Raw genomic sequence first — 21,170 nt, 5'->3', positions numbered from 1 at the left:
CCTCCTCCTCGGGTGCGGTCACCCCAGCATGGCACGATCGTTACTCGTGAGTTGGTTCGAGCGGCGTACGTGGCAGGAACCCGGTTGGACGCCCGAGGACATCGTGACCGCGAAGGGTGACCGGACGGTTTCGGTCGTGCTACCGGCGCTGGACGAAGAGCGGACCGTCGGTGCCGTCGTCGCGTCGGTGCGGCCGCTCGTCGGCAGTGTCGTCGACGAGCTGATCGTCATGGATTCGGGTTCCACCGACACCACGGTCCAAACGGCCGAAGCCGCCGGCGCGCGGGTGGTCCGCCGTGAGGACGTCCTGCCGGACCTGCCGCCGGTGCCCGGCAAGGGTGAGGTGCTGTGGCGCTCGCTGGCCGCGACCAGCGGCGACTTCGTCGTCTTCCTCGACTCGGACCTCGTCGATCCGGACCCGGCGTTCGTGCCGTCGCTGCTCGGCCCGCTGGTCACCGAGCCGGGAGTGCACCTGGTCAAGGGCTTCTACCGCCGTCCGCTGCGGCTGGAGAGCACCGGCGGCGGCCGGGTCACCGAGCTGCTCGCCCGGCCGGTGCTCTCGGCGCTGCGCCCGTCGCTCGGCGGCCTGATCCAGCCCCTCGGCGGTGAGTACGCGGGCACGCGCGAGTTCCTCGAAACGGTGCCGTTCGCCGCCGGGTACGGCGTCGAGATCGGGCTGCTGCTCGACGCCGAGGCGCGGTACGGCCTCGACGGGCTCGCGCAGGTCAACCTCGGCGTCCGCAAGCACCGGAACCGCTCGCTCCTTCAGCTGGGCGTGATGTCCCGGCAGATCCTCGGCACCGCGCTGGCGCGCTGCGGCGTCCCGGCGACGGACGCGCCGCTGACCCAGTTCGTGCAGGTCGACGAGGAGTGGCTCCCCGACGTCACGGACGTCCGGGTCGCCGACCGGCCGCCGCTGCGGGAAGTGCTCGCCCGTCCTCCAGCGTGAGCACCTGGTCGAAGCCGTCGAGGTGCTCGGGGCGGTGGGTGACGAGGACAACGGTGCCCTTCGCCTTCGCGAGGACGTTGCCCAGGACGGCGTCGCCGTGCGCGAGGTCGAGGCCCTCGACCGGCTCGTCGAGCACCAGGACGGCGGGCGCCGCCAGCACCGCACGGGCCAGCACCAGCCGCTGGCGTTGACCGCCGGAGAGCGAGCCGCCGTCCGGCCCGGTGTCGCGGTCGAGGCCGAGGTCGAAGCCGGCGGTCCGGCACGCTTCTGTGAGCTCCTCGTCCGTCGCGTCCGGCTTGGCGATCAGCAGGTTCTCGTGGACGGTCGTGTGGAAGACGTGGGCGTCGGCTTCGGCGCCCGCGATGGTCTTCGAGAGGTCGGCGTACTCGGTGAGGGGGTGGCCGTCGAGGAGCACCCGGCCTTCGGTGGGGGTTTCGAGGCCGAGGAGGAGCCGCAGGAGGGTCGTCTTGCCGGCGCCGCTGGGGCCGAGGATCCCGACTCGCTTGCCCGGCGTCAGGTCGAGGTTGATGCCCTGGAGGGCGGGCGCGCGGCCCGGGTGCCGCACACCGGCGTTCTCCAGCCGGAAGTGTCCACTGTGGGCGGTGCGGAAGCCTTCTCTCGGCACGGGTTCGTCGAGAACGGCTTTCACGCGGGCCGCCGACGCGCGGATTTCGGGGACGCGGCGAGCGGCGCCGATCAGCGGGAGGACAACCTCGAACGTCGTCAAGGCGGCCAGGGTGAGGGCGGCGGTCCACGGCACCGAGGCGTGGCTGCCGCTCCCGCTCAGCAGCGCGACGGCGACGGTGGTCAGCAGCTGGACGAGCACTCCGGCGGCGGTGACCAGGGCGGTCTTGGTGCCGGTGGCGCGTTCGCTCGCGGCGAGGCCGTCGACGACCCGGGTGGCTCGGCCGCGGTGTTCTTCCAGCGCGCCCGCGGCGACGAGCTCGCGGTGGCCGGTGACCAGCTCGACGGCGCGTTCGGCCAGCTCAGCGCGTTTTGGCGCGTTGTCGGCGGCTTCGCGCGCGGTGACCCGGATGACCAGCCACGGCAGGAGGCCGCCCGCGAGGAGCAGCCCGGCCGCGAGCGCGGCGGCGGCCCCGAGGGACGCGGTCGCGGTGACGGCGACGGCAGTGGCGCCGACGATCCCGGCGACGGCGATGGGCAGCCCCCACCGCAGGACGGCGTCCTGCAGAGCGTCCACATCGGACACGAGCCGCGTGACGAGATCACCACCGGAGTAGCGGGACCCGGGCGCGAGGGCCTGGTAGACGCGGGTGCGGAGGGTGCCGAGCCACCGCAGGATGACCTCGTGCCCGGCCAGCCGCTCGGCGTACCGGAGGCCGCCCCGGAGAAGAGCGAGGGTCCGGACGGCAACGATGGCCACGGTGAGCGCGGCAAGCGGCGGCCGTTCGGCGGCGCGGAGGAGCAGCCAGGCGGCGGTGGCCATGAGGGCCAGCGCGGCGAGTTCGGCGCCGGCGCCCAGGAGGGCGGCGCGAAGGAGCCGGAGAAAATCCCTTGTGGACACGCCCCAAGACCGCAGGCCAGCCCCCGCCCTTCCCGGGGGGCGTCCCCGATCCCATCGTACCGGCGCCGAGCTGCAAAACTCGGCCGCTCGGCGATCTGTGGACAACTGCCCACCTGTGGACAGGAAACTTGACAAGCGCCTCATGCCGCCACCTCCGCGCAAACCCGCCCGCCCCGCAGCTCCACCACTCGCTCCGCCAGCGAAACCATCGCCGGCCGGTGCGCGACCAGCACCGCCGTCCGCTTGGGCAGCAGCCGCCGGGTTGCCGACAGCACCGTCGCCTCCGTGCGGGAATCCAGCCGGGCCGTCGGCTCGTCCAGCAGCACCAATCCCGCTGACGTGCGGGCCAACGCCCGCGCCAGCCCCACCCGCTGCCGCTGCCCGGCCGACAGCCCTTCGCCCAGCTCGCCCACCGAAGTGTCGAACCCGGAGGGCAACCCCGCCGCCACCGAGTCCAACGCCGCGGCCCGGGCCGCGGCCGCAAAATCGGAGCCGAAAGCGATGTTCGACCCCAGCGACCCCCGGAACAACGTCGGCCGCTGGGGCACCCACGCGACATCAGCCAGCCACGACGCCGGCGAAAGCGAGCGCAGGTCCACACCGTCAACCAGGACCCGTCCCGAAGTCGGCGTCACGAACCCCAACAGCACCGACAACAACGTGCTCTTCCCGGACCCGCTCGGCCCCACCAAAGCGATCCGCGAACCGGCGGGCACCAAAAGATCCACTTCGGACAGCGCAGGAACTCCGTCGTAGGAAACCGAAACCCGCTCCAAGGCCAGCGAAGGCGCGCCCCGACGTCGACAAAGCGCCCCGGAGCGGGGAGCGACCACCGGCACGGCAAGCGCCTCCCGCAACGCCGTCAGACCCTCCGCCGCCGCATGGAACTTCGCGCCCGCCGCGCGCAGCGGCAGGTACGCCTCCGGTGCCAGGATCAGGATCAGCAGAGCCGTCCGCGCATCAAGGCCGCCGGATAGCAGCCGGAAGCCGATGGGGACCGCCACCAGGGCGACCGACAACGTCGCCACCAGTTCCAGCACGAGAGAAGACAAAAAAGCCACCCGCAGCGTCTTCATGGTCGCGTCGGCATGGGCCGACGCCATCGCGCGAACCGTCGAAGCCTGGGCCGCCGCCCGGCCGAACACCTTCAACGTCCCGAGCCCGCGGACCACGTCGAGGAAGTGCCCTCCCAGGCGCAGAAGCAGATCCCACTGGGTGCGCGCCGCCGTGTGCTTGCCGACGAGGATCGCGAACACCGGGATCAGCGGCAGCGTCACCGTGACGACGATCGCCGACGTCAGGTCCGTCGTGAACAGCCGCACGATCACCGCGACCGGCACCACCACCGACACGACCAGCGACGGCAGGTACCCGGTCAGGTAGCTGTCCGTCGCGTCGACCCCGCGCGTGATCTGCGTCGCGACAACGCCGGCGCGGTCCGAAGTGGAGCCGAGCAGCCGCGCACGCAGGCCGCCGCGAACCGCCGCGGCGTACCGTCCACTGAGGACGCCGTGCGCCAGCGACAGGACGACCCGCGCGGCGATGGCCACGACCAGGAACGCCGAGAGACCGCCGCCGGTCAGCAGGGTGGCCAGACCTTCGGCCTGGACCAGCACCGACAACGCGGTGAGCACTCCGAGCGCGGCCAGCACGACCAGGTACCGCCGGAGTCCGGGCAGAGCAGGCACCACGTCCCCCTAGAAGTGCAGCAGCGAGCGCTGGTCGACGGGATGCCGGTGCGCGCGCCAGGTCAGCCACTGCACCACCAGCAACAGGAGCACCGACGGCGGCGCGAACCAGCCCAGCACCGCCAACGTCCCCGGCGCGGTCGCCGCTTGGTCGACGCTCATCGTGTACCCCGGGGAAACGAGCACCGCCGGGAACCGCAGCGTGCCGACGAGCAACGCGGGGCAGGCCGCGAGCACCATCGAACCCACCAGTGCGAGCCGGTGCCGCCGAGCCGCCAGGCCCAGGCGAGCCACGGCAAAAGCGGCGAACGCCAGCACGGTCACCACGATGCCCAGCACCGTGACGCCGTCCAGCGCGAAGGCACCCCACACCGTCGCGATCACGAGGAACGCGAGAACCGGCGCGGAGAACGCGCGAGCCAGCCGCACCGCGCGGCCGGTCAGCTCGGCCGGCGCCCGGACGGCGAGGAACAGCGCCCCCTGCAGGCAGAACAGCGCGACGAACCCGAGGCCCCACAGCACGGCGTACGGCGTGAACAGCGCCAGGACGTCCCCGGACGGCGAGCCGTCGGCCCGCAGCGGCAGCCCGACCAGCAGGTTGCCGAGGAACAGCCCCCACGACAGCGCCGTCACCAGCGCGCCGCCGACGATGCCCGCGGTCCAGGCGCCGCGCCGCGCGTTCGGGCGGCGGCTGCGCAGCTGCATCGACGCGGTGAACGTGACCAGGCCGAGCAGCAGCGTCACGACCAGGACGTACGCCCCGGCGAACACCTTGCCCTCCAGGTGCGGGAACGCGCCGAACAGCAGCCCGACCGCGGCCACCAGCCACACCTCGTTGGCCAGGAAGAACGGCCCGAGCGCGCCGAGCGTCTGCCGTCGTTTCCGTTCGTCGGCCTCGAACCCGGGCAGCAGCATGCCGACGCCGTAGTCGTACCCCGCCAGCGCGAAGTACCCGCAGGTCAGCAGGCCCAGCACGCACCACCAGATGGTCACCATCGGTCAGACTCCGCTCAGGACGGGCAGCTCGGCGGGCTCGTCGACCGGCTCCGGGCCGCGCTTGGCGACCCGCGCCATCAGCACCCAGTCGGCGACCGCGAGCGCGGCGAACAGCAGTGAGAAGGCGATGAAGGAGAACAGGATCTGGCCGGCGGGGACGTCCGCGATCGCGTCCGCGGTGCGCAGCTTCCCCCAGACCAGCCACGGCTGACGGCCGATCTCGCGCACCAGCCAGCCGAGGATCGCGGCCACGAACGGCAGCGGGATCGCCGCGACCATCAGGTAGTGCAGGAACCGGGCCTTGGTGATCCAGTTCCGGAACAGCAGCACCCCGCCGAGGAGCGCGCAGAGGAACATGACGAACCCGAGCATGATCATCAGGCCCAGCGGCAGCCCGACCCCGCCGTCCTCGAGCTTGTCCGGCTGGTACATCCGCAGCTCGCCGAACTGCGCGAAGCCCTGCTGGATGACCAGGAACGAGCCGATCAGCGACGCCACCACGCCGGCCCGCATCGACCGGCGGAAGAACTCGACCTCGGTGGTGCGCTTGAGGAAGTGCCAGGCGCTGACGCCGACGACGAAGAACCCGCCGGTCAGGATCGCCGCGCCGATCACGTGCGGCAGCGACGCCGCCAGCGCGGGGTTCGAGAACAGCGCGCCGAAGTCGTCGAGGTGCAGCGTGCCGCCTTCGAGCCGGCTGCCGACCGGGTTCTGCAGGAACGAGTTGGCCAGCATGATGAACAGCGCCGACGCGTACGCGGTCAGCGTGACCAGCCAGATCAGCGTCAGGTGCAGCCACTTGTCGAGCCGTCCGAAGCCGAAGATCCACAGGCCGAGGAAGGTCGACTCGAGGAAGAACGCGACCAGCGTCTCAATGGCCAGCGGGGCGCCGAAGACATCTCCGGCGAAAGCGGAAAGACCGGTCCAGGTCAGCCCGAACTGGAATTCCATCACGATTCCGGTGACGATCCCCAGTGCGTAATTGATCACGTACAGCCGGCCCCAGAAGCGCGTCATCCGCAGCAGCTCGGGCTTGCCGCCGAGCGTCCAGCGTGTCTGCATCACGGCCACCAGCGTGACCAACCCCAGTGTGAGCAGCACGAACAAGAAGTGGAACGAAGTCGTCGTCGCGAACTGGAGTCTCGCGACCGGGAGTGCGTCCATGCCGAGCGACTATATACGTAGTCTGGCTACATGTAGGCACCAAATCCATGAGATCCGGGTCATCTCCGGGAAATCCCCGGGTGTCACCGATGTGTCCGGGCAATAGCCTTCCCGGGGTGGGCATGCGTAGACTGCATACCTATGAAGGCGGACACCTTGCGCGGGCACCTCGACGCGTTGCTGCTGGCGGTGCTCGACGGCCGCAAGCTCCACGGCTACGCGATCATCGAGGCGCTCCAGCTGCGCAGCGACGGCGCGCTCGACCTGCCCACCGGCACCGTCTACCCGGCGCTGCGCCGGCTCGAGCGGGCCGGCTGGCTGGCCAGCGAGTGGGACGTCGTGTCCGGCCGCAAGCGCCGGACCTACCGCCTCACCCGCTCCGGCGAGCAGGCCCTGGCCGCCGAGCGCACGGAGTGGCGGGAGTTCACCACGGTCATCGGGGGAGTACTGGGCGCATGATCGACGAGTACCTGGGGGATCTGGACCGCAGGCTGCACGGCTGCGGGCGCTTCAAGGCCGACCTGCTGGGGGAGGCCCGCGACGGCCTGCACGACGCCGCCGACGCCTACCGCGCGGGCGGCTGGACCGACGAGGACGCCGAGCGCCGTGCGGTCGCCGACTTCGGCCCGGCCGCCGTCGTCGCCCGCGACTACCAGGCCGAGCTCGGCATGCTCAGCGGCGTCCGCACACTCTGGAAGCTCGTCATCGGCGTCCCGGCGATGCAGATCGCGTGGGACTACGCCCGGATCCTCACCTTCGGCGAGTGGACGAGGATCTCGACGCCGACACCCGAGTGGTACAAGGTCGTCACGCACGTGACCCACGGCGCGGTGTTCGTCGTGCCGGTGATCGGCGTGCTCGCGCTGCTCGGCATCCGCTGGCTGAGCCGGCGCCTGGACGGCACCGGCCTCGCCCGGTTCTGCGGCATCCTCATCGCGCTCGCGGTGGGCGTGAACCTCGCGTCGGTCGGGTTGCTGATCAGCACGACCGGGTTCGTGGACGCGTCGAGGCTGTTCCTGAGCGTCCCGTGCGCCTTGCTGATGGTCGCCTGGGTGCTGCTTTCGCTGCGGCTCGTCGTGCTCGCGAGACGATCCTGGGGCGGGTATGCCACGATCGTCGCGTGACGACCGCGCTGATCTACCTCGTAGTCATGCTGCTGGTGGCCGCCGTGGTGTTCCTGCTGGCCGCCGTGGTCTTCGGCCGGGGTGAGGAGCTCGCCCCGCTGCCGCCGGGCAGCTCGCCGACGCGGCTGCCCGCGGAGGACATCACCGGCGCGGACCTGAACGAGGTCCGCTTCCAGCTGGTGCTGCGCGGCTACAAGATGTCCGAAGTGGACTGGGTGATGCGCCGCCTCGGCGTCGAGCTCGACGAGCTGCGCAGCCGGGTCGCCGAGCTGGAGCAGCGCGAACAAGAGCGGGAGAGCTCGCCCGAAGGCGCCCAGTGACGGACCTGATCCTGTCGGTCGACGTCCGCGCGCCGGCCGGGACGACCTGGCTCGCGCTGACGGACTGGACGCGCCAGGGCGAGTGGATGCTCGGCACCGAGGTCGAGGTCGTCGAGGGCAACGGCCGCAGTGTCGGGTCGCGGCTCGCGGCGTTCACCGGCGTGGCCGGCATCGGCTTCACGGACAAGATGGAGATCACCAGCTGGGAGCCGCCGGTGCGGTGCGCGGTCCGGCACCTCGGCAGTGTTGTCCAGGGCACCGGGGTGTTCCAGGTGGTGCCCAAGGGCGCGACGCGCTCGACGTTCGTCTGGGCCGAGCACCTGCGGCTGCCGTTCGGGCCGCTGGGCCGGCTGGGCTGGCCGGTGGTGAAACCGGCGTTCGCGCTGGGGGTGCGCCAGTCGCTGCGGCGGTTCGCGCGGTTCGCGGAGGACTATTCGGTGGGTGGGGATGAGTGAGCTTCTCGGCGCCGACGGCGTCGCGCGGTGCAGCTGGGGCAATTCGACCCCGGACTACGTCGACTACCACGATGAGGAGTGGGGCACGCCGCTCCACGGGCAGGACGAGCTGTACGAGCGGCTGTGCCTCGAGTCGTTCCAGTCGGGGCTTTCGTGGATCACGATCCTGCGCAAGCGCGAAGGCTTCCGGAAGGCGTTCAAGCAGTTCAAGCCCACGAGAGTGGCGAAGTTCGGTGACGCCGACGTCGAGCGGCTGATGCAGGACGCGTCGATCGTGCGGAACCGGGCGAAGATCCTGGCCGCGATCACCAACGCGAAGGCGATCGCGGTGCTGGACGAGCCATTGGACGACCTGCTGTGGTCGTTCGCGCCTGCGTCGCACAAGCGGCCCGCGTCGATGGCGGACGTCCCGGCGATCACCGACGAGTCCAAGGCGATGGCCAAGGAGCTGAAGAAGCGCGGCTTCGTGTTCCTCGGCCCGACGACGTGCTACGCGCTGATGCAGGCCACCGGCATGGTCGACGACCACGTGGAAGGCTGCTTCCGGGCCGGCTGACCCGGAAGCAGCCCCGCGCCTACTTGCCCTGGAAGTTGGGCTTGCGCTTGCCGACGAAGGCCTCGACGGCCTCGCTGTGGTCGGCGGTCGCGCCGAGCGCGGTCTGGGCGGCGTCCTCGGCGTCGAGTGCCTCCTCGAACGTCGACTGCGCGGCCAGGTTCAGCACACCCTTGATCTTCGCGTAGGCGACGGTCGGGCCGGCCGCCAGCTTCGCCGCGACCTTCTGGGCGCGCGCCGGCAGCTCCTCGTCCGGCACGACCTCGCCGACCAGGCCGAGCCGCAGCGCCTCGGCCGCGTCGACGGTCCGGGCCAGCAGCATCAGCTCGGCGGCGCGGCCGTAACCGACCAGCCGCTGCAACGTCCACGACGCGCCCGAGTCCGGGCCGAGCCCGACGTTCGCGAAGGCCATCAGGAACGACGACGACTCGGCGGCGATCCGCAGGTCACTGGCGTAGGCGAAGGCCGCCCCGGCCCCGGCCGCGGTGCCGTTGACCGCGGCGATCACCGGCTTCTCCATGGACACGATCGCCTGGACGATCGGGTTGTAGTGCTCCTTCACCGTGTGTAGCGGAGCGGGGTCACCCGCTTGCAGCAGTCCCACGTGTTCCTTCAAATCCTGGCCGGCGCAGAACGCCTTGCCGGACCCGGTCAGCACGACCGCGCGGACGGTTTCGTCGTCCGCCGCCTCGCGCAGCGCCGCGAGCAGTGCTTCCTTCAGCTCCACGGTCAGCGAGTTGTACGCCTGCGGCCGGTTGAGGGTGAGGGTGCGCACCCCGTCGGCGTCGGCGATCAGCAGGACGTCGGATGTGGTCACGTCTTCTCCTTGCGCGGAATCATCGGTCGACCGACAGTCTCACACCCCTCGCGGGCCGCATACCAGCACCGATACGGCGGCAAAAGATCGGTCCGCTGATGCGCCTGGCCGCTGATGAGGGACAATGGACACCAGACCCGGCTGGCTTTCACGCGAGCGCGATCCGGGCGCGCCGGTTGAGACGGAGGGAGCACGCTATGGCGGCCATGAAGCCCCGGACCGGAGATGGTCCCCTCGAAGTGACTAAGGAGGGACGGGGCCTCGTGATGCGCGTACCGCTCGAAGGTGGCGGTCGACTCGTCGTCGAACTCTCCGCGGAAGAAGCGAAGGACCTCGGCGCTGCGTTGCAGGAGGTCACTGGCTGAGCCGGCCCCCCAGAACCGTCCTTCCGTCGCACCCCGGTCTCCCCTCGGAGGCCGGGGTCGCGGTTCCTCTGCGCCCGAAGGTTGCTCACTGTGCGTAATCCGCTACCCCCCGTTCCGACTAGTCTCGTCGACATCGAGGTCGCCGGCGACCTCCGTCGCGGCGCCCCGACGGTCCGGCTCGTGGCCGCGCCCGCGGAGGACGTCGAGACCGAGCCCTTGGAGATCGGCGGCGTCCGGATCACCGGCAAGGCGGGCGACGTGCAGACGGTGCCGGGTGACGGCCCCCGCTGGGTCGCGGGGCTGGGCGACGGTGAGCCGAAGCAGTACCGCAAGACCGGCGCGGCGCTGGCCCGCGCGGTGAACGCGACGCTGGCCGACGACGTCGCCGACGGCGGCAAGGCGTTCCGCGCGGTGCAGCTGGTGCTGCCCGAAGAGGCTTCCGGCGAGCACGTCACCGAGCTGGCACTGGGTCTGCTGCTCGGCGGCTACCGGTACAAGGTGTCCGGTGAGGACCCTTCGCCGTCCGTCCGGACGGTCCGGCTCGTCGCCGAGGACCGCGCGATCTCGTCGTACAGCGCGCTTGTGGCGCGCGCGACGGTGCTGGCCGCGTCGACGGCGCTGACCCGCGACCTCGCGAACATGCCGTCCAACGTCAAGAGCCCGGCCTGGCTCGCGGACACCGCGGCCCGGGTCGCCGGCCCGGGCGTCGAGGTGGCGATCCGGGACGAGAAGTGGCTCACGGCGCAGGGTTTCGGCGGTGTCCTGGCCGTCGGCGGCGGTTCGTCGCGGCCGCCGCGGCTGATCGAAATGACGTACAAGCCGTCGGGGGCGGCGAAGCACCTGCTGCTGGTGGGCAAGGGCATCACGTTCGACACGGGCGGCCTGTCCATCAAGCCGGCCGACGGCATGCACCTGATGCGCACGGACATGGCGGGCGGCGCGGCGGTGATCGCGGCGATCCGCGGCATCGCGGCCCTGGGCCTGCCGGTGCGGGTGACGGCCCTGGTGCCGGCCGCGGAGAACCACGTGTCCGGCTCGTCGTACCGGCCCGGCGACATCGTCCGCCACTACGGCGGCAAGACGACCGAGGTCGCGAACACGGACGCGGAAGGCCGCATGGTCCTGGCCGACGCGCTGGTGTACGGAATCCGCCGGTTCGCCCCGGACCTCGTGGTGGACGCGGCCACGTTGACCGGCGCGATGAAGGTGTCGCTGGGTCTGCGCACGGGCGGCCTGTTCGCTTCGGAAGACTCGCTGGCGGCTTCGGTCGTCGCGGCGGGTTCGCGGGTGGGCGAGGCCTGGTGGCGCATGCCCCTGGTGGAGGACTACGCGGAGAACGTCCGCGGCGAGTTCGGCGACGTCCGCCAGACCCCGGCGGGTCCGGGCAGCATCACGGCGGCATTGTTCCTGCGGGAGTTCACTTCGGGGTTGCCGTGGGCGCACCTGGACATCGCGGGGCCGGCGCGGTCGGAGAAGAACTACGACGAGGTGGTTCCGGGGGCGACGGGTTTTGCGGCCCGGACGTTGGTGGAGCTGGCCGCTTCGCTGGCCTGAGCTTCAAGCGCCCCAATGTGGCCTTGGTTGCGTCTGACGCACCGAAGGCCGCCTTGGTTGCGTGTGACGCACCGAAGGCCGCCTTGGGTGCGTCTGACGCACCGAAGGCCACCTTGGGGCGCTAGCTGCCCGCCGTGGTCAGGACGTGGTCGCGGAACCCCATGACCGCCGGCGTCATCGGCTCTTCCGCCCGCCACACCAGCCCGATCGTCCGGAACGGCGGTGGTGACAACGGCACCTCCGCCACCCCCGCCGGGCTCCCCGGCCCGAACCGTGGCAGCAACGCCACCCCCAGCCCCGCCGCCACCAACCCCCGCACCGTGTCCGACTCCTGGCCCTCGAACGCGATCCGCGGTGTGAAGCCCGCCGCCGCGCAGAGTTCGTCCGTCAGCGTCCGCACGCCGTAACCCTGCTCCAGCAGCACGAACTCCTCCGAAGCCAGCTCCGCCACCCGCACCGAGCGCCGCTCCGCGAGGTGGTGGCCTGCCGGGACCGACAGCAGGATCTCCTCGTCGACCAGGCCCGCCGAAGTCAGAGACGAAGTGTCGGAAGGCAGCGGAGCCAGCAGCGCCAGGTCCAGCTCGCCGCCCGCGAGCCGGTCGAGCATGTCCTGCCGGGACCCCTGGACCAGCGTGAACCGCACCCCCGGGTGCCGCGCCCGGTGCCCGCGCAGCAGTGAAGGCACCAGCGACCGCCCGAGCAGGTGCAGGAACCCCAGCACAACGTGCCCCGACTCCGGCGCCACCTCTTCGCGCGCCAGCCGGACGCCCGTGTCCACCGCCGCCAAGCCGCGCTCGGCCGCTTCGGCCAGCAGCTCCGCCGCGCGCGTGAGGCGGATGCCGCGGCCGTCCGGGACCGTCAGCGGCGCCCCCAGCGCGTCGGCCAGTGCCGCGAGCCGGCGGCTCACCGTCGGCTGCGGCACGCCGAGCAGCTCGGCCGCGCGTGTGACGTTTCTCGTCTCGCGCAGGGCGGCGAGCAGTGGCAGGTGCGGCGCCACCTGCGCCGACAGCGAGTCATACGTCACCGCATCAATGATGCCAGGTCAGTGCATTAGACGTATTGATTAGCCTTGCTTACTTTCGGGACGTGACCACCACCCGCCGAGTCAAGACCGCCGTCGCCGCGGCCGGGATCTCCTCCTTCGCCCTGCTCTACGCCCCGCAGCCGGTGCTGCCGCAGCTCGCCGCGCAGTACCACCTCGACCCCGGCGGCGCGGCGCTCGCGGTCAGCGTCGCGACCGGCGCGCTCGCCATCGCGGTCCTGCCCATCGCCGCGCTGTCCGAAGTGGTCGGCCGGCGGCCGGTGATCCTGACGTCGGTGATTGCGTCGGTCGTGTTCGGCCTGCTGCTGCCGCTGATGCCGACCTACCCGGCGCTGCTCGTCCTGCGCGCCCTCCAAGGTGTCGCGATCGCCGGCTTCCCCGGGGTCGCGGCCGCCTACCTGGCCGAACGGCTCGGGCGCGCGGGGGTTGCCGCGGCCGTCGGCGCGATGATCGCCGGCAACACCGTCGGCGGCATGCTCGGCCGGCTGGCCAGCGGGTTCACCGCCGGGCCGCTCGGCTGGCGCGGCGCGCTGTTCGTCGTCGCGGGAGCGGGTGCGGTGTGCTCGGCGATCACCGTCGTGACGCTCCCGCCGGGCACCCATCCTCGCGGGAACGCGCAGCTCAAGGCGGTCGCGACCGGCCTGGTCACGGCGTTGCGCAAGCCGGTGCTGCTGGCGCAGTACGCCGTCGCGCTGCTCGCGATGGGCTCGTTCGTCGCCCTCTACAACGCCGCCGGGTTCCGGTTGACCGGGCATCCGCTGGACCTGTCACCGGCGATCGCGTCGCTGGTGTTCCTGGCCTACGCGACCGGCTCGGTGTCGTCCGCCGCGGCCGGCCGGCTGGTGGCGCGGGTCGGCCGCCGCCGCGCGGTGATCGGCTCGCTGCTGCTGATGGCGGCCGGGACCGCGTTGACGCTGCCCGACTCGCTGCCGCTGGTCATCGCCGGTTTCCTGGTCCTGACCTGCGCGTTCTTCGCGGCACACGCGGTCGCCAACGGCTGGGCGGCGGCCGACGCCCCCGAGGACGCGCGCGGCCAGGTCGGCGGCATGTACACGGCGACGTACTACCTGGGCAGCAGCGTCGGCGGCGCGGCCGGCGCGTACGTCTACGGGCACGCGGGCTGGCCGTGGCTGATCGCGGTGGTCGCGATCTGGCTCCTGCTGGCGGCGGCCGCGGTCGGCGTGGGCACGGCGCCGGCCCGGCAGGTGCGAGGCGAACTGGCGAACGCCGGCTGAGGTGCGGCTGAGTTGGAGCAGCGGCGGCGGGTTGTCTACAGCCCGGCGACCTTGTGGACAGGTGCTCAAATCGCCGCGGCGACCAGCAGTCCGCCGCCGACCGGGAGCAACGCCGGGACCAGCCGCTCGTCCTCGCGGAACGCCCGCGCCACCTCGCGCAGGGCCAGCGTCTCCGGGTCGCGGTGGGACGGGTCGATCACACGCCCGCCGGCCAGCACGTTGTGGAACGCGATGATCCCGCCGCGGCGCAGCAGCGACACGCCCAGCTCGTAACAACCCGGGTACTCGACGTGCGCGGAGTCGACGAACACCAGGTCGTACCCGCCCGGCGTCAGCCGCTGCAGGACGTCCAGGGCGCGGCCGACGATCAGCCGGGTCCGGCCCGGCGCGTAGCCCGCCTCGCGGAACGTCACGCGCGCGGCCCGCTGGTACTCCGGTTCGACGTCGATCGAGGTCAGGATGCCTTCGGGGGCCATCCCGCGCAGCAGGCTCAGCCCGCTGACCCCGGCACCCGTGCCGACCTCGACGACGGCCTTCGCGCGCAGCGTCGCGGCCAGGAAGCGCAGCGTCGCGCCCGCACCCGCGCTGAGCGGGGCGCAGCCCAGGTCCTCGGCCCGTGCCCGCGCCGAAGTCAGCACCTCGTCGTCGGGCAGGTACCCGTCGACGAACCCGGAATCGGCCGGTGCGGCCGCAGGGGTGGGCGTGTTCACGCACGGAGGTTAGCGTTGGTTGTCGATAAATCCTCGCAGGCTCCCTGGTAAGCACCCGGGAAGAAGTTCTCAGCCTGCTCTCAGTCCAGTCTCACTAGAACCATAAGGAGTCCGGAGAGACTGAAATCCGAGCACACGGGGAACACCGTGGCCACAGCCCGCGTTGGGTGGAGCAGACAGGAGAAACAAGATGGAGGTGCCTGCTCCCGCGATGCAGAACGCCGTTGCCGATAACGACGCCGACGCGGCTCAGCCCGTGTCCCTGGACGAGGCGGTCTGGACGCCACCGTCCTGGGACGAGGTCGTCCGCGAACACGGTGACCGGGTCTACCGGCTCGCCTACCGCCTGACCGGCAACACCCACGACGCCGAGGACCTGACGCAGGAGACCTTCATCCGGGTCTTCCGCTCGCTGGCGTCCTACAAGCCCGGCACGTTCGAGGGCTGGCTGCACCGGATCACCACCAACCTGTTCCTGGACATGGCCCGCCGTCGCTCGCGCGTGCGGATGGAAGGCCTGCCGGACGACACCGACCGCATCGTGGGCGACGACCCGAGCCCCGAGCAGGTCTACTCGGACACCCACCTCGACCCGGATCTGCAGGCCGCGCTCGACGAGCTGCCGCCGGAGTTCCGCGCCGCCGTGGTGCTGTGTGACGTCGAAGGCCTGTCGTACGAGGAGATCGGCGCGACACTCGGTGTCAAGCTGGGCACCGTCCGCAGCCGGATCCACCGCGGCCGGCAGGCGCTGCGCGCTTCGCTCGAGCGTCGGCGCACTTACGCTCCGAAGTCTGCGAAGGTCTCGGTATGACCGCACCGCGAGGCTGGGGACTCCCCGAGTCGCATCTGATGCCCGACGCCGTGGTCGCGTTCGTCGACGGCGAGCTGTCGCACGGCCCCCGCGACCGCGCTGCGTCGCACATCACCCGCTGCGCCGCGTGCGCGGCCGAGGTGCGTGCCCAGCGGCAGACCGTCGAGGCGATCCGTCACGCGGGCGCGCCGTCGATGTCGGCGGGGTTCCTGGCGAGCCTGCAGTCCATCCCGGAGCACACCGAGCTGCCCAGCAGCCCGGACAACCTGGCGATCACCGCCGACGGCCAGCTGGTCGCGGTCCAGCGTCCCGACCGGGTCGCCGGCCTGCGTGACTCGGGCGTCCTGGGCGGCGTGGCGCCGCTCGGCTCGTCGGCCCCGCTGGGCCAGTCCCCGAACGTCCTCGGCGGCGGCCGCCTCAAGCGCCGCGCGGCCCAGGGCGCGGGCGTGGTGGTCTCGGGCCTGGTGCTGAGCGCACTGGCCCTGGTGGGCACCAGCGCGGACGGCGGTGACGGCAACCCGGAGACGGGCGGCGGCCTGCAGCCGGCGAACCTGCCGGCCCAGATGGCCGTGCCGCAGCCGATGGTCCCGGCGCCGACGTCGACACCGGTGAGTTCGCCGGCGATCGCGGTGCCGGCCGGTATCCGCTGAGTCTTGTTCCCTTCGAAGGCCGTCATGAGGGTTTCCTCGTGGCGGCCTTCGGCATTGTCCCGGTTGCCGGGTTCCCGCCACGCAAGAAACAGCCATTTCACCGGCGTACCGGCAGACTCGGAGCACTGGGCTTGGGTATCGTCACGCCCAGCCACCTGATCTTCAGCACCGGGGAATGATGACCGAGCCGAACGTGAATCCCGAGCAGCCCGGCGCGCGTGATGCCGACCGGCTGGGCCCGCGGCCGCTGGCGCGGCCGGCCGTCGATCCGGCGCAGGCTGCCGTGTTCGGCCGGCCGAGCGGTGTCGACGGGGCGTTCGACAAGCTCTACAGCCCCCAGAAGTCCAACGGCGTCAGTCTTGCGCCGCCCGCGCCCGAGTCGCTCGCCGAGGCGTTCCGTCGGCCGCCCGGGGCCGAGGGTGTGCTGCTCGAACGTCCTCGTGAGGCCACCGGGGAACCGCAGGACACCGACCCGCCGCTGTGGAACAGCACCGCCGACCCGTGGCGCGATCCGGGGGCCGGCGCCGTGCTCGCCGGCCCCGCGATGCCCGCCGAGGACGAGGAAAAGCCCGCCAAACGCCCACCCGGTGCGCTGCTGAGCCTGCCCGAGGTGCTGTTCGGCCGCCGGGTGCAGCCGAAGGCGCTCGTGCTGCTCGGTGTGGTCGCGCTGCTCGTCGGCGCGGCCGGGGGGTTCGTCGGCTGGTGGGTCGGCGACACCGGCACCGAGCTCACCGGCTCCGCCACGATCTCCGAAGCCGAGGCCGCCAAGGAACGCCCGGCCGGCTCGGTCGCCGAGATCGCCAAGCGCGTCGCCCCGGCCGTCGTCTCGCTCGAGGTCTTCAAGCCCGGCGCCGAGTCCGGCGAGCAGGGCTCCGGCGTGATGATCGACCCGCAGGGCTACATCCTCACCAACGAGCACGTGATCGCTTCCGCCGCCGCGGACGCCGGTGTCAAGGTCACCGCGATCTTCGTCGACGGCACCCGCACCGAGGCCAAGCTGGTCGGCGCCGACCAGAAGACCGACCTCGCCGTGGTGAAGGTCAACGTCACCAACCCGACCGTGCTGCAGGTCGGCAAGTCGTCGGACCTGCAGGTCGGCGACACCGTGATGGCGATCGGCTCGCCGCTGGCGCTGCAGAACTCGGTGACCGCCGGGATCGTCAGCGCGCTGAACCGGCCGATCACCGCGGGCGGGGACAGCGGCGCCGCGCCGGTCACCTACGAAGCCATCCAGACCGACGCCGCGATCAACCACGGCAACTCGGGCGGCGCGCTCGTCGACGCCACCGGCGCGCTGGTCGGCATCAACTCGTCGATCCGCTCGTCCAGCGCGGACGGCGGCAGCATCGGCATCGGCTTCGCCATCCCGAGCGACTACGCGATCAAGATCGCGAAGGCGCTGATCAAGGACGGCAAGGTCCAGCACGCCGACATCGGCATCAACGCGTCCTCGACGGTCGCCGGCTCCTCCACGATGGGCGCACAGGTGAAGAACGTCGCACCCGGCGGCCCGGCCGCCAACGCGGGCATCAAGGAGGGCGACGTGATCACGAAGATCGGCAACCGGCTGGTCCGCGACTCCGCCGAGCTGACGGTCGCGGTCCGCGCGCACGACGTCGGCGAAGTGGTCCCGGTGTCCTTGGCGCGAGACGGCGCGAGCTTCGTCGTCGACGTAACCCTGGCTTCCGACTGAGTTCCGACGTTCGGCCTGCCGGAGTGTGGCCGGTGACGAGTACGCTGAGCACGTAGGTTCCGAGCGGAGGTTGACGGTGTTCGACAGTGTCGGATGGGGGGAAATCCTCGTCCTCATCATCGCCGGTCTCTTCATCCTCGGCCCGGAACGGCTTCCCGAAGCGGCGTCCTGGATGGCGAAGAGCGTGAAGAAGGTCCGCGACTTCGCGACGGGCGCAAAAGAGCAACTCCGCGAGGAGATGGGCCCGGAGTTCGACCAGCTGCGCAAGCCGCTGGAAGACCTGCGCGGCCTGCGCAACTTCGACCCGAAGCGCGTGGTGACCCAGCACCTCTTCGACGGCGACTCCGACCCGCTGGGCTTCAAGGGCATCACGAACGGCAGCCCGAACCTGAGCGGTACCAACGGGACGAACGGGACCAACGGCTCGAACGGTTACACCGTCGGCCAAACCCAGCAGTCCCAGCCGGAGCCGCTCAAGCCGGGCGAGCGCCCGCCGATCGACCCGGACGCCACGTAAGACTTCGTAAAACGTCGAAGGCCGCCTCGAACCCGAGGCGGCCTTCGACGTTTTACCGGCTCAGCGGCCCGCGGGGGTCACGTTCAGCATCATCCCGGCCAGCCCGCGCGCCCGGACCGTCAGCTTCTTCGCCGCTTCCTTCAGCACGAGAGACGCCGGCGAATCAGGCGAAGTCAGCACCAGGGGCGTGCCCGCGTCACCCTGCTCGCGCAGCTGCGGGTCCAGCGGCACCTGACCGAGCAGCGGCACGTCGGAGCCGATCGACTTCGTCAGCGAGTCGGCCACCGTCTGGCCGCCACCGGAACCGAAGATCTCCAGGCGGGAACCGTCTTCCTGCTCCAGCCACGACATGTTCTCGATGACCCCGGCGACGCGCTGACGCGTCTGCAGCGCGATCGCCCCGGCCCGCTCGGCCACCTCGGCCGCGGCCTGCTGGGGCGTCGTCACCACCAGGATCTCCGCGTTCGGGATCAGCTGCGCGACCGAGATCGCGATGTCGCCGGTGCCCGGCGGGAGGTCCAGCAGCAGGATGTCGAGGTCGCCCCAGAAGACGTCGGCCAGGAACTGCTGCAGCGCGCGGTGCAGCATCGGGCCGCGCCAGACCACCGGGGTGTTGCCCGGGGTGAACATGCCGATCGAGATCACCTTCACGCCGTGCGCCTGCGGCGGCATGATCATCGTGTCGACCTTGGTCGGCTTCTCGCGCGCGCCCAGCATGCGGGGGATCGAGTGGCCGTAGATGTCCGCGTCCACCACGCCGACCGACAGCCCGCGCTGGGCCATCGCCACGGCCAGGTTCACCGTGACCGACGACTTGCCGACCCCGCCCTTGCCGGACGCGACGCAGTACACCCGCGTCATCGAGCCCGGCTGCGCGAACGGGATCACCGGCTCGTCGGCGTCACCGCGCAGCGATTTGCGCAGGTTGGAGCGCTGCTCGTCGCTCATCACGTCCAGCTCGACCTTGACGTCGGCCACGCCGGGGAGCTTCGACACCGCCTCGCGGGTGTCGTTGGTCAGCGTCGCCTTCAGCGGACAGCCGGCCACCGTCAGGTAGATCCCGACCGTCACGACGCCGTCCGGACCGACCACGACGTCCTTGACCATCCCGAGGTCGGTGATGGGTTTCCGGATCTCGGGGTCTTGCACGCTCTTCAGCGCGCTGCGGACGTCGTCGACGCTGGGGAGCTGCTGGGTGCTGGTCACCCACCCCATGTTACGAGCCGGTAGGAGTGCGGTTCGGTTTGGCCTTCCTGGGCTGGACGTCCAGGTCCTCCCGCAGCCGGTCCAGCTCGCTGCGCAGGTAGTCCCGCGTCGCCACCTCGCCGATCGCCAGCCGCAGCGCCGCCAGCTCCCGGGCCAGGTACTCCGTGTCGGCTTTCGTCTGCAGGGCCCGGTTCCGGTCCTCCTCCAGGGAGACGCGGTCGCGGTCGTCCTGCCGGTTCTGCGCCAGCAGGATCAGCGGCGCCGCGTACGCCGCCTGCGTCGAAAACGCCAGGTTGAGCAGGATGAACGGGTACGGGTCCCACTGCAGCGACACCGCCGTGATGTTCAGCACCACCCAGACGACGACGAGCAGCGTCTGCCAGAACAGGTACTTCCCGGTGCCGAGGAACCGCGCCAGCCGCTCGGAGAGCCGGCCGAAGGTGTCGGGGTCGATGTTCAGCCTGAACCGGTTCTGGCCGCGGGGCTGGTCGAGCCGCCGTCCCGAAGTCAGCTCAGGCACGGTCTTCCTCCAAGGTGTCGTGCAGGCCGGTTTCGCGCCAGTCTTCCGGCAGCAGGTGGTCGAGCACGTCGTCGACGGTCACCGCGCCGATCAGGTGGTCTTCGGTGTCGACGACCGGGCCGCAGGTCAGGTTGTAGGCCGCGAAGTACCGCGTGACCTCGGCCAGCGAGGCGCCCGGCTGCAGCGGCGGGAGCCCGGTGTCCACGGCGCTCGCCACCAGCTCGGCGGGCGGCTCCCGGAGCAGCCGCTGGAAGTGGACGACGCCGACGTAGCGCCCGGTCGGCGTCGCGGTCGGCGGGCGGCAGACGAACACCATGCTGGCCAGCGCGGGCGGCAGCTCGGCGTTGCGGATGTGCGCCAGCGCCTCGGCGATCGTCGTGTCCGGGGTGAGCACCACCGGCTCGGGTGTCATCAGGCCGCCCGCGGTGTCGGACGAGTACTCCAGCAGCCGCCTGACCGGCGCGGACTCCTCCGGCTCCATCAGCTCCAGCAGCCGGCTCTGCTCGGCCGGGGCCAGCTCGGCCAGCAGGTCGGCGGCGTCGTCGGGGTTCATCGCCTCGAGGACGTCGGCCGCGCGCTCCTCGGCCAGGTAGGCGAGCAGCTCCTTCTGGTCGTCGTCGGGCAGCTCCTCGATGACGTCGGCGAGGCGCTCGTCGTCCATCGCGTCGGCGACCTCGTGGCGCCGCTTGAGCGGCAGGTCGCGCACGGTCGCGGCGATGTCGGCCGGGCGCATGGTGTCGAACAGCACGAGCAGCTGCCCGGCGCCCTGGGGCTGCCGGGAGAGGTCGGTGAGGCCGAGCCCGGCGACGTCGGCCCAGGGCAGCACCTGCATCGTCGCGCGACGGCGGCCCAGCCCGACCCGCCGCTCCCGGATGGCGAGCTTGGCCAGCACCCAGTCGCGGGTGCGGGTCGGCTCCATGCCGGCGTCGACCACCGTGATCCGCGTTTCGGACCCGGCGAGCGTGGCGTGCGCGTCGAGCAGCTGGCCGAGCACCAGGACCTCGTTGGGGCGCTGGTTGAACTGGCGCATGTTGACCGAGCCGGTGGCGAGCGTGACGGCGGTCGGCTCGATCGAGGTGACCCGCAGCATCGGCACGAAGACCCGCCGCCGCGTGGTCAGCTCGACGACCAGGCCGAGGATCCGCGGCGGGAGGGCGTCCAGGCGCAGCCCGGCGACCAGGTCGCGGACCCGGCCGATGGATTCGCCGTCCGGGCCGAACACCGGCAACCCGGACAGCTGAGCTGCGAAAACCCTGTTGACCCCGGCCATGCCGCT

The 21,170-nt window shown here is 71.6% G+C and carries 23 protein-coding genes; 13 read left to right on the top strand and 10 right to left on the bottom strand.

The window, feature by feature from the left end; all coding sequences use genetic code 11:
- Window positions 1–46 precede the first annotated feature (46 nt).
- Complete coding sequence (locus ACIA5G_RS36565) at window positions 47–949, top strand: glucosyl-3-phosphoglycerate synthase (protein ID WP_395931701.1); 903 nt, start codon at window positions 47–49, stop codon at window positions 947–949.
- Here ACIA5G_RS36565 and cydC read toward each other — a convergent pair.
- The 4 genes from cydC to ACIA5G_RS36545 all read right to left on the bottom strand — a co-directional run bounded on the left by cydC (window position 885) and on the right by ACIA5G_RS36545 (window position 6,322).
- Window positions 885–2,474 carry a thiol reductant ABC exporter subunit CydC gene (gene cydC / locus ACIA5G_RS36560; RefSeq protein WP_395931699.1) on the bottom strand — a complete coding sequence of 530 codons (1,590 nt, stop codon included), beginning with the start codon at window positions 2,472–2,474 and terminating at the stop codon, window positions 885–887. The genes ACIA5G_RS36565 and cydC overlap by 65 nt on opposite strands.
- A 140-nt stretch (window positions 2,475–2,614) precedes the next feature.
- Window positions 2,615–4,162: a thiol reductant ABC exporter subunit CydD gene (cydD, locus tag ACIA5G_RS36555; protein WP_395931697.1), complete on the bottom strand. Its 1,548-nt coding sequence runs from the start codon at window positions 4,160–4,162 to the stop codon at window positions 2,615–2,617.
- A 9-nt stretch (window positions 4,163–4,171) separates the two neighbouring features.
- The gene (gene cydB / locus ACIA5G_RS36550) at window positions 4,172–5,158 is read right to left on the bottom strand and encodes a cytochrome d ubiquinol oxidase subunit II (protein WP_395931695.1); all 987 of its coding nucleotides are present in this window, start codon (window positions 5,156–5,158) and stop codon (window positions 4,172–4,174) included.
- 3 nt (window positions 5,159–5,161) lie between these two features.
- A complete protein-coding gene (locus tag ACIA5G_RS36545) occupies window positions 5,162–6,322 on the bottom strand; it encodes a cytochrome ubiquinol oxidase subunit I (RefSeq protein ID WP_395931693.1) in 1,161 nt (386 codons plus the stop codon).
- A 141-nt stretch (window positions 6,323–6,463) separates the two neighbouring features.
- Here ACIA5G_RS36545 and ACIA5G_RS36540 point away from each other — a divergent pair, with 141 nt between their 5' ends.
- From ACIA5G_RS36540 to ACIA5G_RS36520, 5 genes are read left to right on the top strand one after another with little or no spacing between them, the layout of a single operon-like run.
- A complete protein-coding gene (locus ACIA5G_RS36540; RefSeq protein WP_003086561.1) occupies window positions 6,464–6,781 on the top strand; it encodes a helix-turn-helix transcriptional regulator in 318 nt (105 codons plus the stop codon).
- Window positions 6,778–7,446 carry a permease prefix domain 1-containing protein gene (locus ACIA5G_RS36535; RefSeq protein WP_395931691.1) on the top strand — a complete coding sequence of 223 codons (669 nt, stop codon included), beginning with the start codon at window positions 6,778–6,780 and terminating at the stop codon, window positions 7,444–7,446. The genes ACIA5G_RS36540 and ACIA5G_RS36535 overlap by 4 nt, the downstream gene beginning before the upstream one ends.
- Window positions 7,443–7,766: a DivIVA domain-containing protein gene (locus ACIA5G_RS36530; RefSeq protein WP_395931689.1), complete on the top strand. Its 324-nt coding sequence runs from the start codon at window positions 7,443–7,445 to the stop codon at window positions 7,764–7,766. The genes ACIA5G_RS36535 and ACIA5G_RS36530 overlap by 4 nt, the downstream gene beginning before the upstream one ends.
- Window positions 7,763–8,221, top strand: coding sequence for an SRPBCC family protein (locus tag ACIA5G_RS36525; protein ID WP_395931687.1), 459 nt, complete (start codon window positions 7,763–7,765; stop codon window positions 8,219–8,221). Before ACIA5G_RS36530 ends, ACIA5G_RS36525 begins: the two co-directional genes overlap by 4 nt.
- Window positions 8,214–8,777 carry a DNA-3-methyladenine glycosylase I gene (locus ACIA5G_RS36520; RefSeq protein WP_395931685.1) on the top strand — a complete coding sequence of 188 codons (564 nt, stop codon included), beginning with the start codon at window positions 8,214–8,216 and terminating at the stop codon, window positions 8,775–8,777. The genes ACIA5G_RS36525 and ACIA5G_RS36520 overlap by 8 nt, the downstream gene beginning before the upstream one ends.
- Window positions 8,778–8,796: 19 nt before the next feature.
- Here the strand turns inward: ACIA5G_RS36520 and ACIA5G_RS36515 are convergent, their stop codons facing one another.
- Window positions 8,797–9,591: an enoyl-CoA hydratase-related protein gene (locus ACIA5G_RS36515; protein WP_395931683.1), complete on the bottom strand. Its 795-nt coding sequence runs from the start codon at window positions 9,589–9,591 to the stop codon at window positions 8,797–8,799.
- A gap of 197 nt (window positions 9,592–9,788) precedes the next feature.
- Between ACIA5G_RS36515 and ACIA5G_RS36510 the strand changes: the two genes are divergently transcribed.
- Together ACIA5G_RS36510 and ACIA5G_RS36505 are read left to right on the top strand one after the other, a co-directional pair.
- Window positions 9,789–9,956: a DUF3117 domain-containing protein gene (locus ACIA5G_RS36510; RefSeq protein WP_005155393.1), complete on the top strand. Its 168-nt coding sequence runs from the start codon at window positions 9,789–9,791 to the stop codon at window positions 9,954–9,956.
- A gap of 90 nt (window positions 9,957–10,046) precedes the next feature.
- Window positions 10,047–11,510, top strand: coding sequence for a leucyl aminopeptidase family protein (locus tag ACIA5G_RS36505; protein WP_395931681.1), 1,464 nt, complete (start codon window positions 10,047–10,049; stop codon window positions 11,508–11,510).
- A 121-nt stretch (window positions 11,511–11,631) separates the two neighbouring features.
- Here ACIA5G_RS36505 and ACIA5G_RS36500 read toward each other — a convergent pair whose 3' ends face one another.
- Window positions 11,632–12,534 (bottom strand): LysR family transcriptional regulator, encoded by a 903-nt coding sequence (locus tag ACIA5G_RS36500; RefSeq protein ID WP_395931679.1) that lies wholly within the window; start codon window positions 12,532–12,534, stop codon window positions 11,632–11,634.
- 62 nt (window positions 12,535–12,596) lie between these two features.
- Between ACIA5G_RS36500 and ACIA5G_RS36495 the strand changes: the two genes are divergently transcribed.
- Window positions 12,597–13,787 (top strand): MFS transporter, encoded by a 1,191-nt coding sequence (locus ACIA5G_RS36495; RefSeq protein WP_395931677.1) that lies wholly within the window; start codon window positions 12,597–12,599, stop codon window positions 13,785–13,787.
- 65 nt (window positions 13,788–13,852) lie between these two features.
- On the opposite strand, the gene ACIA5G_RS36490 is transcribed toward ACIA5G_RS36495, so the two are convergent.
- Complete coding sequence (locus ACIA5G_RS36490; RefSeq protein ID WP_395931675.1) at window positions 13,853–14,497, bottom strand: O-methyltransferase; 645 nt, start codon at window positions 14,495–14,497, stop codon at window positions 13,853–13,855.
- 211 nt (window positions 14,498–14,708) lie between these two features.
- On the opposite strand from ACIA5G_RS36490, the gene sigE reads away from it, so the two are divergent.
- From sigE to tatB, 4 genes are all read left to right on the top strand, one after another.
- A complete protein-coding gene (gene sigE / locus ACIA5G_RS36485; protein WP_395932272.1) occupies window positions 14,709–15,308 on the top strand; it encodes an RNA polymerase sigma factor SigE in 600 nt (199 codons plus the stop codon).
- Window positions 15,305–15,958: an anti-sigma factor family protein gene (locus ACIA5G_RS36480; RefSeq protein WP_395931673.1), complete on the top strand. Its 654-nt coding sequence runs from the start codon at window positions 15,305–15,307 to the stop codon at window positions 15,956–15,958. The genes sigE and ACIA5G_RS36480 overlap by 4 nt, the downstream gene beginning before the upstream one ends.
- A 175-nt stretch (window positions 15,959–16,133) precedes the next feature.
- Complete coding sequence (locus ACIA5G_RS36475; protein WP_395931671.1) at window positions 16,134–17,651, top strand: trypsin-like peptidase domain-containing protein; 1,518 nt, start codon at window positions 16,134–16,136, stop codon at window positions 17,649–17,651.
- 76 nt (window positions 17,652–17,727) lie between these two features.
- Window positions 17,728–18,168 carry a Sec-independent protein translocase protein TatB gene (tatB, locus tag ACIA5G_RS36470; protein ID WP_395931669.1) on the top strand — a complete coding sequence of 147 codons (441 nt, stop codon included), beginning with the start codon at window positions 17,728–17,730 and terminating at the stop codon, window positions 18,166–18,168.
- A gap of 60 nt (window positions 18,169–18,228) precedes the next feature.
- Here the strand turns inward: tatB and ACIA5G_RS36465 are convergent, their stop codons facing one another.
- The 3 genes from ACIA5G_RS36465 to ACIA5G_RS36455 are packed head-to-tail and all read right to left on the bottom strand — an operon-like array spanning window position 18,229 to window position 21,164.
- Window positions 18,229–19,374 (bottom strand): Mrp/NBP35 family ATP-binding protein, encoded by a 1,146-nt coding sequence (locus tag ACIA5G_RS36465; protein WP_395931667.1) that lies wholly within the window; start codon window positions 19,372–19,374, stop codon window positions 18,229–18,231.
- 10 nt (window positions 19,375–19,384) lie between these two features.
- Window positions 19,385–19,894 (bottom strand): DUF1003 domain-containing protein, encoded by a 510-nt coding sequence (locus tag ACIA5G_RS36460; protein WP_395931665.1) that lies wholly within the window; start codon window positions 19,892–19,894, stop codon window positions 19,385–19,387.
- Window positions 19,887–21,164 carry a magnesium transporter MgtE N-terminal domain-containing protein gene (locus tag ACIA5G_RS36455; RefSeq protein ID WP_395931663.1) on the bottom strand — a complete coding sequence of 426 codons (1,278 nt, stop codon included), beginning with the start codon at window positions 21,162–21,164 and terminating at the stop codon, window positions 19,887–19,889. Before ACIA5G_RS36455 ends, ACIA5G_RS36460 begins: the two co-directional genes overlap by 8 nt.
- Window positions 21,165–21,170: the final 6 nt, after the last annotated feature.

The organism is Amycolatopsis sp. NPDC051758 (assembly GCF_044453095.1).
GTDB lineage: Bacteria > Actinomycetota > Actinomycetes > Mycobacteriales > Pseudonocardiaceae > Amycolatopsis.
Note: the sequence above shows the minus strand (reverse complement) of the source record. Positions and strands in the feature narration are given on the sequence as shown.

Coding starts and splice junctions, on each gene's coding strand:
- cydB (WP_395931695.1), bottom strand. CDS start 5,158: ATGGTGACCATCTGGTGGTGCGTGCTGGGCCTGCTGACCTGCGGGTAC.
- ACIA5G_RS36545 (WP_395931693.1), bottom strand. CDS start 6,322: ATGGACGCACTCCCGGTCGCGAGACTCCAGTTCGCGACGACGACTTCG.
- ACIA5G_RS36540 (WP_003086561.1), top strand. CDS start 6,464: ATGAAGGCGGACACCTTGCGCGGGCACCTCGACGCGTTGCTGCTGGCG.
- ACIA5G_RS36535 (WP_395931691.1), top strand. CDS start 6,778: ATGATCGACGAGTACCTGGGGGATCTGGACCGCAGGCTGCACGGCTGC.
- ACIA5G_RS36520 (WP_395931685.1), top strand. CDS start 8,214: ATGAGTGAGCTTCTCGGCGCCGACGGCGTCGCGCGGTGCAGCTGGGGC.
- ACIA5G_RS36510 (WP_005155393.1), top strand. CDS start 9,789: ATGGCGGCCATGAAGCCCCGGACCGGAGATGGTCCCCTCGAAGTGACT.
- sigE (WP_395932272.1), top strand. CDS start 14,709: ATGCAGAACGCCGTTGCCGATAACGACGCCGACGCGGCTCAGCCCGTG.
- ACIA5G_RS36480 (WP_395931673.1), top strand. CDS start 15,305: ATGACCGCACCGCGAGGCTGGGGACTCCCCGAGTCGCATCTGATGCCC.
- ACIA5G_RS36475 (WP_395931671.1), top strand. CDS start 16,134: ATGATGACCGAGCCGAACGTGAATCCCGAGCAGCCCGGCGCGCGTGAT.
- ACIA5G_RS36455 (WP_395931663.1), bottom strand. CDS start 21,164: ATGGCCGGGGTCAACAGGGTTTTCGCAGCTCAGCTGTCCGGGTTGCCG.